12 protein-coding genes are annotated in these 12,422 nt (G+C 71.2%); 10 read left to right on the top strand and 2 right to left on the bottom strand.

What is annotated here, in order from left to right:
- Positions 1-46 precede the first annotated feature (46 nt).
- A complete protein-coding gene (gene map / locus CHC09_RS02070; protein ID WP_089291812.1) occupies positions 47-904 on the top strand; it encodes a type I methionyl aminopeptidase in 858 nt (285 codons plus the stop codon).
- A 4-nt stretch (positions 905-908) separates the two neighbouring features.
- Here map and CHC09_RS02065 read toward each other — a convergent pair whose 3' ends face one another.
- Together CHC09_RS02065 and CHC09_RS02060 are read right to left on the bottom strand one after the other, a co-directional pair.
- Positions 909-1,337: a ferritin-like domain-containing protein gene (locus tag CHC09_RS02065; RefSeq protein WP_089291198.1), complete on the bottom strand. Its 429-nt coding sequence runs from the start codon at positions 1,335-1,337 to the stop codon at positions 909-911.
- A 115-nt stretch (positions 1,338-1,452) separates the two neighbouring features.
- Positions 1,453-1,941, bottom strand: coding sequence for a hypothetical protein (locus CHC09_RS02060; protein WP_089291197.1), 489 nt, complete (start codon positions 1,939-1,941; stop codon positions 1,453-1,455).
- Positions 1,942-2,135: 194 nt separating this feature from the next.
- Between CHC09_RS02060 and rimP the strand changes: the two genes are divergently transcribed.
- The 9 genes from rimP to CHC09_RS02015 all read left to right on the top strand — a co-directional run bounded on the left by rimP (position 2,136) and on the right by CHC09_RS02015 (position 12,303).
- Positions 2,136-2,762 (top strand): ribosome maturation factor RimP, encoded by a 627-nt coding sequence (gene rimP, locus CHC09_RS02055; protein ID WP_089291196.1) that lies wholly within the window; start codon positions 2,136-2,138, stop codon positions 2,760-2,762.
- On the top strand, positions 2,759-3,775 hold the full coding sequence (gene nusA, locus CHC09_RS02050; protein ID WP_089291195.1) for a transcription termination factor NusA: 1,017 nt from the start codon (positions 2,759-2,761) through the stop codon (positions 3,773-3,775). The genes rimP and nusA overlap by 4 nt, the downstream gene beginning before the upstream one ends.
- A complete protein-coding gene (locus tag CHC09_RS02045) occupies positions 3,753-4,139 on the top strand; it encodes a YlxR family protein (protein ID WP_089291811.1) in 387 nt (128 codons plus the stop codon). Before nusA ends, CHC09_RS02045 begins: the two co-directional genes overlap by 23 nt.
- Before the next feature lie 107 nt (positions 4,140-4,246).
- A complete protein-coding gene (gene infB / locus CHC09_RS02040) occupies positions 4,247-7,381 on the top strand; it encodes a translation initiation factor IF-2 (protein WP_089291194.1) in 3,135 nt (1,044 codons plus the stop codon).
- Between the two features lie 185 nt (positions 7,382-7,566).
- Positions 7,567-8,592 carry a TRM11 family SAM-dependent methyltransferase gene (locus CHC09_RS02035; RefSeq protein ID WP_089291193.1) on the top strand — a complete coding sequence of 342 codons (1,026 nt, stop codon included), beginning with the start codon at positions 7,567-7,569 and terminating at the stop codon, positions 8,590-8,592.
- A 34-nt stretch (positions 8,593-8,626) separates the two neighbouring features.
- A complete protein-coding gene (locus tag CHC09_RS02030; protein WP_089291192.1) occupies positions 8,627-8,920 on the top strand; it encodes a DUF503 domain-containing protein in 294 nt (97 codons plus the stop codon).
- Positions 8,921-9,033: 113 nt separating this feature from the next.
- On the top strand, positions 9,034-9,501 hold the full coding sequence (rbfA, locus tag CHC09_RS02025) for a 30S ribosome-binding factor RbfA (protein WP_089291810.1): 468 nt from the start codon (positions 9,034-9,036) through the stop codon (positions 9,499-9,501).
- Complete coding sequence (locus tag CHC09_RS02020; protein WP_089291191.1) at positions 9,498-10,520, top strand: DHH family phosphoesterase; 1,023 nt, start codon at positions 9,498-9,500, stop codon at positions 10,518-10,520. Before rbfA ends, CHC09_RS02020 begins: the two co-directional genes overlap by 4 nt.
- 469 nt (positions 10,521-10,989) lie before the next feature.
- Positions 10,990-12,303, top strand: a complete 1,314-nt coding sequence (locus tag CHC09_RS02015) for an MATE family efflux transporter (protein WP_089291190.1) — start codon at positions 10,990-10,992, stop codon at positions 12,301-12,303.
- Positions 12,304-12,422 lie beyond the last annotated feature (119 nt).

Below are 12,422 nucleotides of genomic sequence, written 5' to 3'. Positions count from 1 at the left end.
AAGGACAGGCCCGATCGTGGGTTCACGCGGCGGATAGGCTGTGTTCATGACCGTGCGTGCGCCACTCGTGCCGGGTAAGCAGTCGCCCTGGCGATCGGTCCCGGCAGCCATCACCCGCCCTGAATACGTCGGCAAGAAGCGCCCGAAGGAGTGGCGCGGCTCCCACGTGCAGACGCCCGAGACCATCGAGAAGATGCGGATCGCCGGGCGGATCGCCGCGCAGGCCACCCAGCTGGCCGGCGAGCACTGCAAGCCGGGCGTCACCACCGACGAGATCGACCGGGTGGTGCACGAGTTCATCCTCGACCACGGGGCGTACCCGTCGACGCTGGGCTACAAGGGCTTCCCCAAGTCCTGCTGCACCTCGCTGAACGAGGTGATCTGTCACGGCATTCCGGACTCGACGGTGCTGGAGGACGGCGACATCATCAACGTCGACGTCACCGCGTACATCGGCGGCGTGCACGGTGACACCGACGCGACGTTCCTGGTCGGCAACGTCAGCGAGGAGGCCCGGCTGCTGGTCGAGCGCACCCACGAGGCAATGATGCGGGGCATCCGCGCGATCGCCCCGGGGCGGCCGATCAACGCCATCGGGCGGGTGATCGAGGCGTACGCTCGCCGGTTCGGTTACGGCGTGGTCCGTGACTTCACCGGGCACGGCATCGGCGAGACGTTCCACTCCGGCCTCTACGTGCCGCACTATGACAAGCCGAGCCTCGACACCGTGATGGAGCCGGGGATGACCTTCACCATCGAGCCGATGATCACACTCGGCACCTATGAGTACGACGTCTGGCCCGACAAGTGGACCGTGGTCACCAAGGACCGTAAGTGGACCGCTCAGTTCGAGCACACCCTGGTGGTGACCGAGGACGGTTTCGAGATCCTGACCCTGCCCTGACCGCTCAGGTGGTCGGCCGGCCCGGGAAGGTGAGCGTCAGCGGTGTGATCTGGGCGAGCTTGCGCCACTTGGTGGCACGCACCGCGGAGTCGGTCAACGCCGACAGTGCATCGACCCGCTGTGCGCCCTCGGTGACCGGCAGCACCACCCGCCAGGCCTGGGCCACCCCGTCCTCGATCTGCACCGCCAGCTTCAGCGCGGACGCGCGGTCCTCGACCGGGAACGGCAGCTCGTAACCGGCGGGGACGGGCGGGGTGCTCGCCTTGAGCGTGCCGAGCCGGACCACCAGGTCGTCGCGGCGTACCCGGTGCACGTCCTCGGCGGCGTGTGCCTGGTCCTGCTCGGCGCCCTCGCGCAGGTGCACCCCGATCAGCCCGTACGCCCAGATGGCCGCCTCCTCGGCGGCGAGCGCTCCGGCCAGTTGTTCATTCACGTTCGGAAAACTAGCGCAACGTCTCGACCCGGGCGGTACGAGCGGTGGCGATCGATCGGAAACCGGCGCAACGTCCCGATGTGGGCGGTACGACCGGTGGCGGGTCGATCGGAAACTAGCGCAGTGCTTCGGCGTGGGTGGCGCGAGCGGCGGCGATCGATCCGACCAGCGCGGCCCTCCCGGCCGCCGCGGTCTTGCAGGCGGCCACCGCGGTCTTCTGCGCGGCCAGTTCGGCCTTGCGCAGCCCGGCCACGGTGTCGTCCGCGGTGCCGGGGGCGGAGGGTGCCGCCGATCCGCTCGGCAGCGTGGTGCCGATGACCTTGGCCAGCTCGGTGGCGTGCGCCCGGTGTGCCTGGGCCAGGGGAGTGAGCCTGGCGCTCAGCGTCTGCTGGGTGAGGATCACCCGGTCGTACGCCGAGGCGAGCGCCAGAGCCTCGTCCAGCACCGGCTGCAACGGATCCGGCGCGGGCGCCGGCTCGGGGTCGTCGCCGAAGAGTCCGCAACCGCCCAGCGTGACCAGGCCGACCAGCACGCCGCCGGCGCCCAGCGCCCGGCGGCGGGTGTGTCCCGAATCGCTCATCCGCACCGCGCCAGTCAACACCATCCCCTCCTAGGATGAAGCCCCGGGCCGCTGACCTGCGGATCAGGTGGTTTTGGTGCGGCGATGCTTCGCCTGGCGGGTCGGCGCGTTACGCTCTGGGTCAGCCGCGGGGCCAACCACTGCCCGGCGGCATATAGTCGTTGCAGCATAAAAACGATAGTCGTTGCAACGCAAAAACGAATGAGAGGTCGAGCCCGATGACGCAGCGTGGTCGCGCCGGGGCCCGGCCCGGTGGTCGCCCGAGTCCCCGACGGACCCGGCCGGAGCCGGAGAGCCGGAGCGCTCCCATCGCACCGCGGATCGACCTGACCGCCGCCCGCGCCCGGTTGCGCGAGCTGGTCGGGCCGGTGGTCGCCAAGGCGGGTTACGACCTGGAGGATCTGACCCTGTCCCGGGCCGGCCGCCGGTTCGTGGTCCGGGTGCTGATCGACACGGACGGCGGGATCAGCCTGGACGACGTGGCGGTCGTCTCCCGAGAGATCTCCGAGGCTCTGGACGCCGAGGATGAGCAGGGCGGCGAGGTCCTGGCCGGGGAGTATCAGCTGGAGGTCGGTTCGCCCGGGGTGGACCGGCCGCTGACCGAGCCGCGCCACTGGCGCCGCAACATCGGCCGCCTGGTCGCCGTGAACGGGTTGACCGGCCGCGTGCTGCGCACCGACGACAGCGGCGTGACGCTCGAGGTGGACGGCGCCGAGCGGGAGCTCTCCTACGGCGATCTCGGGCCCGGCAAGGTTCAGATCGAGTTCAAACGCATGGACGAAGCCGATTTCGGCGACGAAGCCGACGACGACGAAGACGAAGACGAAGGGGAGGGCGAGGAATGAACATCGACCTCGCGGCGCTGCGCGCCCTCGAGCGCGAGCGGGAGATCCCGTTCGACACGATCCTCGCGGCCATCGAGACCGCGTTGCTGACGGCGTACCGGCACACCGAGGGCGCGGAGAGCCACGCCCGGGTGGAGATCGACCGCAGGACCGGCGTGGCCTCGGTGCTGGCGCAGGAGTTGGACTCCGACGGCACGGTGGTGCGGGAGTGGGATGACACCCCACACGACTTCGGCCGGATCGCCGCGATGACCGCCAAGCAGGTGATCCTGCAGCGGCTCCGGGAGGCCACCGACGAGCAGCACTTCGGGGAGTACGCGGGTCGCGACGGTGACCTGGTCACCGGCGTGGTGCAGGCCGACGCCGCCCGGGCCGAGAAGGGCATCGTCATCGTCGACCTGGGCAAGCTGGAGGCGGTGCTGCCGCAGTCCGAGCAGGTCCCCGGTGAGTCGTACGAGCACGGATCGCGCCTGCGCTGCATCGTGGTGCACGTCGCCAAGGGTTTCCGCGGCCCGCAGATCACCCTGTCGCGCTCGCACCCCGCCCTGGTCAAGAAGATGTTCGCGCTGGAGGTGCCGGAGATCGCCGACGGCACCGTGGAGATCGCCGCGATCGCCCGTGAGTCCGGTCACCGCACCAAGATCGCGGTGCGGTCCACCGTGCCGGGCGTGAACGCCAAGGGCGCCTGCATCGGCCCGATGGGCCAGCGGGTCCGCGCGGTGATGAGCGAGCTGCACGGTGAGAAGATCGACATCATCGACTGGTCGGATGACCCGGCCCAGTTCGTCGGCAACGCGCTCTCCCCGGCGAAGGCACTCCGGGTCGAGGTGGTCGACGCGGCCACCCGGACGGCCAGGGTGACTGTGCCCGATTTCCAGTTGTCCCTGGCCATCGGCCGGGAGGGGCAGAACGCGCGGCTCGCCGCCCGGCTCACCGGATGGCGCATCGACATCCGTCCGGACAACGAACCTGCTCCAGTCGCGGATCGTGATGCGGCCGAGGCGGGGAACTGACCGGATACGCGGTCGCCGCGATCGAGGGGTAGACTTGCCTTCGGTCGGCCCGACGCGAACCTGTGTCGGTTGCCGCAATCGCGCGCCGGCCGCTTCATTGCTGCGGTTCGTCGCGGTCGGATCCGGGAAAGACCTCCGGCTTCTGCCCGATCCAAACCGCCGACTGCCGGGCCGGGGAGCTCATCTGCATCCCGATCCGGCCTGCTTCGCGCAGGCGGAGCGACGCCGAGCCTTCGGGCGGGCGTTGCGTCTCTCCGGTGTTGCTGACGCCGGACTGCTTGCCGAGCACATCCGCGCGGTCTCCGTGCCGTTCGGAACCACTGATGACGAGGCGTCGTCGCCCCGTCTCGACCCAGCAAGGTAGGACGACCCAGATGAGCACACGATGAAGTCCCTGAAATGACCAGGCTTCTAGTGCACGAGTGAGGTCGCTGCGGGTACTGCTCGCACGACCTCGAAGTGAGGAGTGCAGTGCCAGGCAAGGCCCGCGTACACGAGCTCGCCAAAGAGCTCGGGGTCGACAGCAAGACCGTGCTCGCCACCTTGAAAGAGATGGGCGAGTTCGTTAAGTCCGCATCCAGCACCGTCGAGGCCCCGGTGGCCCGGCGGCTCCGTGGCGCCCTCGAGGCGGGCGGCAGCATTCCCGCGGCTCCGGCCGCTCCGGCTGCGGCCAGTCCCGCCCCTTCCGGGGCCACCTCCACTCCGTCCGCGGCCCCACGGCCCGGTCCGCCGAGCGTCCGGCCCGCGCCGCCACGCCGTCCCGGACCGCCGCCCGGCCCCGGCACGTCCAGCAGCGTCCCGACCTCGCCCGCCCCGTCGCCCGGCCAGCTCGTCCGGCCGAAGCCGCCGGCGCCCGGTCGTCCGGGTCCGACGCCCGGCCCGATCGCGAAGCCGGCCAGCGCGCACGACATCGAGGTGGCGGCCGCTGAGGCGCGCGCCTCAGCGCTGAAGGCCGAGCAGGAGGCCGCCGTCAAGGCGGCGCAGGCGGCTCAGGCCGCCCGCGCTCGCGATGCGGAGCGTCGCGACGCCGAGCGTCGCAACGCCCCGCAGGCTCCGTCGGCTCCCTCCGATGGCGCTCCGCGTGGCCCGCGCCCCGGTCCCGGCGGTATGCCGCCGCGCCCGGGTTCCCCGGCCGCCGGTCGTACCGGTGGTGGCCAGCCAGGCCAGGGTGGTCCCCGTCCGGGTCCGGCCGGTGGCGCTCCGCGTCCGCCTGCCCGTGGTCCGGGTAACAACCCGTTCGGTGTCTCCGGCGGCGCCGGTCAGCGGCCCTCGCCGGCCTCGATGCCGCGTCCGAACCAGCCCGGCATGCCGCCGCGGCCGAGCCCTGCCTCGATGCCGCCGCGGCCCAGCCCCGCGTCCATGCCCTCGCAGCGTCCCGCCGGCCCTGGTGCCGGTCGTGGCGGTCCTGGTGGTGGCGCCGGTCGTCCCGGCGGTCCCGGTGGCGGTCGTGGCGGTGCCGGTGGCGGCTTCCGTCCCGGTGGCGGTGGCGGTGCCGGTGGTGGCTTCCGTCCCGGCGGCGGTGGCGGTGCCGGTGGTGGCTTCCGTCCCGGCGGCGGCGCTCCCGGTGGTGGCGGCGGTGGTTACCGCGGTGGCCCCGGTGGCGGTGGCGGCGGTCCGGCCGGCGCGGGTGCTCCGGGTCGTCCCGGTGGCGCCGGTGGCCGTGGTCGCGGTGGTGGCGCGGCGGGTGCCTTCGGGCGTCCCGGCGGCCGGCCGACCCGTGGCCGCAAGTCGAAGAAGCAGCGGCGTCAAGAGTTCGACAACCTGTCCGCCCCGCAGATGAGCTCCGGCGCTCCGCGTGGTCAGGGCCAGGAGATCCGGCTCTCCCGCGGCGCGTCGCTCTCCGACTTCGCCGACAAGATCAATGCGAACCCGGGCTCGCTCGTCCAGGAGATGTTCAACCTGGGCGAGATGGTGACCGCCACGCAGTCCGTGTCCGACGACACGCTGCTGCTGCTCGGTGAGCACCTGGGCTTCAACGTCGTGATCGTCAGCCCCGAGGACGAGGACCGTGAGCTGCTCGCGCAGTTCAACATCGACCTCGACGCCGAGGTGGCGGAGGACCGTCTGGTCACCCGTCCGCCGGTGGTGACCGTCATGGGTCACGTCGACCACGGTAAGACGAAGCTGCTCGACGCGATCCGCAAGACCAATGTGGTCGCCGGCGAGGCGGGTGGCATCACCCAGCACATCGGCGCCTACCAGGTGCAGTACGAGCACAACGGCGAGGACCGGGCGATCACCTTCATCGACACCCCGGGTCACGAGGCGTTCACCGCCATGCGTGCCCGTGGTGCCCAGGTGACCGACATCGTCATCCTCGTGGTCGCTGCCGACGACGGCGTGATGCCGCAGACGGTCGAGGCGTTGAACCACGCCAAGGCCGCCGAGGTGCCGATCGTCGTGGCGGTCAACAAGGTCGACAAGCCGGACGCCAACCCGGACAAGGTCCGGCAGCAGCTCACCGACTACGGCCTGCTCGCCGAGGAGTACGGCGGCGACACGATGTTCGTGAACGTGGCCGCCAAGCCCGGCATCGGCATCGACGACCTCCTCGAGGCCGTCCTGCTGACCGCCGACGCGTCGCTGGAGCTGACCGCTCCGATCGACGGGCCGGCGCAGGGTGTCGCGGTCGAGGCCCACCTCGACAAGGGCCGCGGTGCGGTCGCGACCGTCCTGGTGCAGAAGGGCACGCTGCGGGCCGGCGACTCGATCGTGGCGGGCGGCGCGCACGGCCGCGTCCGCGCCATGCTCGACGAGAACGGCAAGCAGGTCGCCGAGGCCGGTCCGGCCCGTCCGGTGCTGGTCCTGGGTCTGACGTCGGTGCCGAGCGCCGGTGACACGTTCCTGGCGGCCGAGGACGACCGCACGGTCCGGCAGATCGCCGAGCAGCGGCAGGCTCGCCGTCGTGCGGCCGCGTTCGCCAACTCGGGTGCGAAGGCCACTCTCGAGACGCTCATGGCTCAGCTCAAGGAGGGCGAGAAGACCTCGCTCACGCTGGTCATCAAGGGTGACAGCTCGGGTTCGGTCGAGGCGCTCGAGGACGCGCTGTTCAAGATCGAGATTCCGGACGAGATCCAGCTCAAGGTCATCCACCGCGGCGTCGGTGCGATCACCGAGAGCGACGTCAACCTGGCGTCGGCCTCGTCGGAGCAGACCGCGACGATCATCGGCTTCAACGTCCGGGCCTCGAACAAGGTCAAGGAGATGGCCGACCGCGCCGGCGTGGAGATCCGCTACTACAGCGTGATCTACCAGGCCATCGAGGAGATCGAGGCGGCGCTCAAGGGCCTGCTCAAGCCGGAGTACGAAGAGGTCGAGCTGGGCACGGCGGAGATCCGCGAGGTCTTCCGCTCGTCCAAGATCGGTCTGATCGCCGGTTGTATCGTCCGGTCGGGTCTCATCCGCCGCAACACCAAGGCGCGCATCCTGCGGGAGGGCACCGTGGTGGCGGACAACGTCAACATCAGCTCGCTGAAGCGGTTCAAGGACGACGCGACCGAGGTCCGCGAGGGCTTCGAGTGTGGTATCACCTTCTCCGGTTTCGGCACGCCGCAGGTTGGCGACGTGATCGAGACCTTCGAGATGCGGGAGAAGCCGCGGGCCTGATCCCCGGCTGAGGTTTTCCCTGCGGCCCCGGCGCTTCGGCGTCGGGGCCGCTCCTTTTCGTTCCGGCCCCCGGCTGGGTCGCTTCTTTTCGCTCCAGGCCCCGGCTGGGGGTGGCTCCTTTCCGGTCCGGGTCCCAGCTGGGGTCGCTCCTCTCCGGTCCGGCCCCGGCTGGGAGGATGGACGGCATGCCCCGCTACGCCATGCTGCTCGCCCCGTCCGCCAACCGCGTCTACGCCGACCAGGCGTCCCGCATTTCCCAGGCGGAGCTGGCCGCGTTCGCCCCGGTGCTCTCCTCGGAGCTCGCCGAGATCGGGGTGGCCGAGATCGGCGGGGTGGAGTACCTGACCTTCACCGCCGAGCTGAGCCCCCGGGACATCGCGTACGTGTCGAACCTGTCGTCCGCCTACGCGCTCTTCGAGCTGGTCGGGGACGACCTGCTGCGGCCGCACCAGTTGACCCCACTGGCCCGGTACGACAGCGACCTGATCACCATCCCGAAGTACGCCGGCAAGACCAACGAGCAGTTCACCAAGCTGGTGCTGAACCTCACCCTGCTCGCCTCGGCCTCCGCCGAGCGGATGCTGGACGGTCACCTGACCGTGCTCGACCCGCTCTGTGGCCGGGGCACCACGCTCAACCAGGCGCTGATGTACGGCTACGACGCGCTGGGCGTGGAGATCGACGGTAAGGACGTGGAGGCGTACAAGCTGTTCCTGCAGACCTGGCTGAAGCGCAAGCGGCTCAAGCACACCGCCGAGCTGGTGCCGATGCGCCGCCAGGGCCGCCGGGCCGCCCGCCGCCTGGAGGTGACGATGGCCGCCAGCAAGGACGACCACAAGGCCGGCGCGGTGCAGAAGCTGACCGTGCTGCACGCCGACACCACGGCGCTGGACGGGCTGATCCGGGGCAACGTCGCGGACGTGCTGGTGGCCGACCTGCCGTACGGGGTGGCGCACGGCTCGTACGACGACGCCGGTGGCATCTCCCGGCGGCCGCTGGACCTGCTGGAGCGGGCCGTCCCGGAGTGGCTGCCGCTGCTGCGGCCCGGCGGGGCGATCGGGCTCTCCTGGAACACCAAGGTCGCCCGGCGCGAGCTGGCCGAGGACATCCTGCTCGCCGCCGGGCTGGAGCTGGTCGAGCACGGGCCGCTGGAGCACCGGGTCGACCAGGGCATCGAGCGGGATGTGATCGTCGCCCGGAAAAGGGGCTGACCAGCGCGGGAACGCGGCGTAGCCTGGCTCGCTGATGTATACCGAAACCGCAGTCTTCGACCTGCTGCTGCCCGGCGATTCGCAGTCGCTCAAGCAGAAGCGTTCCTACCTCCGCCCGATCATCGCGATGCTGAAGAAGTTCGAGGTGAGCGTCGCCGAGGTGGGTTTCCACGACCTGCACGGCCGGGCGCAGATCGGGGTGGCCGTGGTCGCCCCCGATACCGCGCAGGCGCGCGCGGTGATCGACACCTGCGAGAACCAGGTGGCCGGTCGGCCCGAGATCGAGCTGCTCTCGGTCAAACGTCGTCTCTACGGCGACGACGACTGACCCGGCTCTCAGCGGGCAAAACCAGTTAGTAGCCAGGCAATGCCGCCTGGGTACGCTTCAGCAATTGGGCGGGGGAAGGTTACCCGCGTGTTCCACAGTCGGAGGTGGGCGAGATGGCGGATCCGGCCAAGGGGCGGCGGCACGCGGAGCGTGTCCGTGAGCTGGTGGCGTCGCTGGTGCGGGAGATCAAGGATCCCCGCCTCGGCATGGTGACGATCACGGACGCCCGGCTTACCGGTGACTTCCGGGAGGCGACCGTCTTCTACACGGTTCTGGGTGACGTGACCGAGCAGGCGTCGACCGCCGCGGCGCTGGAGAGCGCCAAGGGCATGTTGCGCAGCCGGGTCGGGCACGCGCTCGGGCTGCGGCACTCACCGAGCCTGGCGTTCAAGCTCGACAACGTGCTCGACAACGTCAAGGAGATCGACGATCTGCTGGCGGCGGCGCGGCACCGGGACGAGGAGGTGCAACGCCTCGCGGCCGGTAAGAAGTACGCGGGCGACGCCGACCCGTACAAGAGCGAGGAGCCGGAGGACGAGGAGCAGGGCGAGCGGGTGTCAGCCCGCGAGGACCTCGGGTGACTCTGCCGCCGGAGACGGTGCCCGCCGCCGGGCAGTGGGACGCCGCCGTCGCGGCGGTCCGCGCGCTCGGTGGTGACGCCGAGATCCAGCTGGTCTGCCACGTGAGCCCGGACGGGGACGCGCTCGGCAGCATGCTCGGCTTCGGGCTGGGGCTCCGGCGGCTCGGGTACACCCGGGTCCGGGCCACGTTCCCGGGGAAGTTCACCGTGCCGACGCCGTACGCGGAGCTTCCCGGTGTCGACCTGCTGGTGCCGGAGGCGGACGCCTACCCGGCGCCGGCTCTGGTCCTGGTCTTCGACGTGGCCGGCGAGTCGCGCCTGGGCGGTCTCGCCGCCCGGGTCGCGGCGGCGCCGGTCAGCGTGGTCCTCGACCATCACGCGTCGAACACCGGCTTCGGCACGATCCGGCTGGTGGATCCGCGTGCCGCGGCCACCTCGGTGCTCGCCGAGCAGTTCGTCGCGCGGCTCGGTGTGCCGCTGGACGCCGAGATCGCCGAGTGCTTCTACGTGGCGCTGGCCACCGACACCGGGTCGTTCAAGTTCGACATGACCACGGTGGCGGTGCACGAGCTGGCCGCCCGGCTGATCGCCACCGGGCTGCGGCCCGGCGACATCTCCCGGCGGATCTTCGACTCCCGGCCGTTCGGGGCGATGAAGCTGACCGGTGAGGTGCTCGGGCGGGCGGTGCTGGAGCCGGCCGCGGCCGGCGGTCGCGGGCTGGTCTGGACCTACGCCACCCTGGCCGACCTGGCCCGGCACGACCAGCCGCCGTACGTTCTGGACACTCTGATCGACCCGGTCCGCTCGGTCGCCGAGGCGGACGTGTCGGTGCTGGTGCGGCAGGTGGCCGAGCGGGAGTGGGCGGTCTCGCTGCGCAGCAAGGGCGCGGTCGACGTGAGCCGGCTGGCGGTCTCGCAGGGCGGTGGGGGTCATCGCCTGGCGGCCGGTTTCACCGGTTTCGGAGAGCCCCGCGACGTGGTGGACATCGTACGTCGGCTACTTGACGATTTCCTGAATTAGCGCTGTTTCAACAGCTCACAGGGGGTCGCCCGAAAGGGCGGCCCCCTGCTTTTCTTCCCGGATCGCGGGAAGCACCCATACGTTCGGCTTGGTGAACGTTAATTTGGGTCCTGAACGGTGATTTGGTTTTGCGCGGCTGACACCTTCGCCTCCCGTGAGACCTCGAGCCGCCCGTGGCCACCGCCCCGGGTCGCGTCACCTCGCCAGGCGTCCGGCGATCCCGGACCGGCCCATGTGACGCCCCGCTCGACCGCTTCCGGGCGCTCCGCAGGTGTGCGGGCGCCCAACCACACCGTGGAAGGAAACCCGCATGGCTGCCAAGCCGAAGCCTCAGCCCTCCGAAGACGCCCGCGAGCAGGCGCGCCGCGCGCTGCAGACCTCGCTGGACACGCGCCAGTAGGGCACCGATCGGTGTAAGGCACCGATCCGGGTTGTAAGCCTTACTGCCGGGCGGGCATCATGGGACGCCATGAGCCCGTCCGCCAAGCCGATCGCCGGCTCCCGTCAGATCGCCAAGCTCGCCCTGCCGGCGCTCGTGGTGCTCGCCGCCGAGCCGCTGTACGTGCTGGTGGACACCGCGGTGGTCGGCCATCTCGGTCCGGTCCCGCTGGCCGCGGTCGCGGTCGGGGGCACCGTGATGTCGGTCGCCGCCTGGGTCGGCACGCTGATGGCGTACGGGACGACCGGACGCGCCGCCCGCCGCTTCGGCGCGGGTGACCGCGCGGCCGCCGTCGCCGAGGGCGTCCAAGCGTCCTGGCTGGCGTTCGGCCTCGGCCTGCTGCTGGTCCTGCTCGGCACCGCGTTCGCCGGCCCGGTCACGCACGCGCTGGCCGGGAACCCGCAGACCGCCGAAGCCGCCGCCGGATGGCTGCGGATCGCCGTCCTCGGCGCCCCCGGCCTGATGCTCTCCGCGGCCGGGAACGGCTGGATGCGCGGCGTGCAGGACACCCGCCGCCCGCTCGCCATCGTGCTCGGGGCCAATGTGCTCTCGGCACTGCTCTGCCCACTGCTGGTCTACCCGTTCGGCCTGGGCCTGACCGGTTCGGCGATCGCCAACGTGACCGCCCAGTCGCTCGGCGGCGGGCTGTTCCTGTGGTCGCTGATCCGCGAGACGCGGCAACTGCGGCCGGTGCCCTCGGTGATCGTCCAGCAGGTGGTGCTCGGCCGTGACCTGCTGGTCCGGGGCGCGGCGTTCCAGGCGTGCTTCCTTTCCGCCACCGCGGTCGCCTCCCGGTTCGGGGTGGCGGCGGTCGGCGCCCACCAGATCGCGCTGCAGTTGTGGTTCTTCGCCGCGCTCGTGCTGGACGCGGTGGCGATCGCCGCGCAGTCGCTGGTCGGAGCGGCCCTCGGCGCCGGCGACGTGGACCAGGCCCGCGATGTCGCGCGCCGGGTCACCATCGCGGGCGGGGTCTCGGCCGTGGCCTTCGCGGCGCTGGTGGCGGCGGGCGCCTCGGCGATCCCGGCCCTGTTCACCGGCGACGCCGCGGTGCGCGAGCAGACCACGGTGATCTGGCCCTGGTTCGTGGGTCTGCTCCCGTTCGCCGGTGTGGTCTACGCCCTGGACGGTGTCCTGATCGGCGCTGGTGACGTGGCCTATCTGCGCACGACCACAATTCTGGGCGCCCTGCTCGGCTTCCTCCCGATGATCTGGCTGGCCTATGCCTTCGATCTCGGTCTCGCCGGCGTCTGGGCCGGCCTGGCCCTGTTCGTGCTGGTCCGCCTGGTCGCCACGGTCGCCCGCTGGCGCTCGCCACGGTGGCTGGTGGTCGGCGCGACGCGCTGACCGCTCTCAGCTGTTGATTTCATCTTTCGCCGTGACCACCCACGGACCTTGCAGGGTGCGGCGATCGTTCTGGACGCGCCAGCGGCCAGATCGCCGTGCCCGGTCCCGGCGGGAGCGGC

The sequence above is a fragment of the Actinoplanes regularis genome, from assembly GCF_900188005.1.
Lineage (GTDB): Bacteria > Actinomycetota > Actinomycetes > Mycobacteriales > Micromonosporaceae > Actinoplanes > Actinoplanes regularis.
This window is presented reverse-complemented; position numbering and strand designations above follow the sequence as displayed.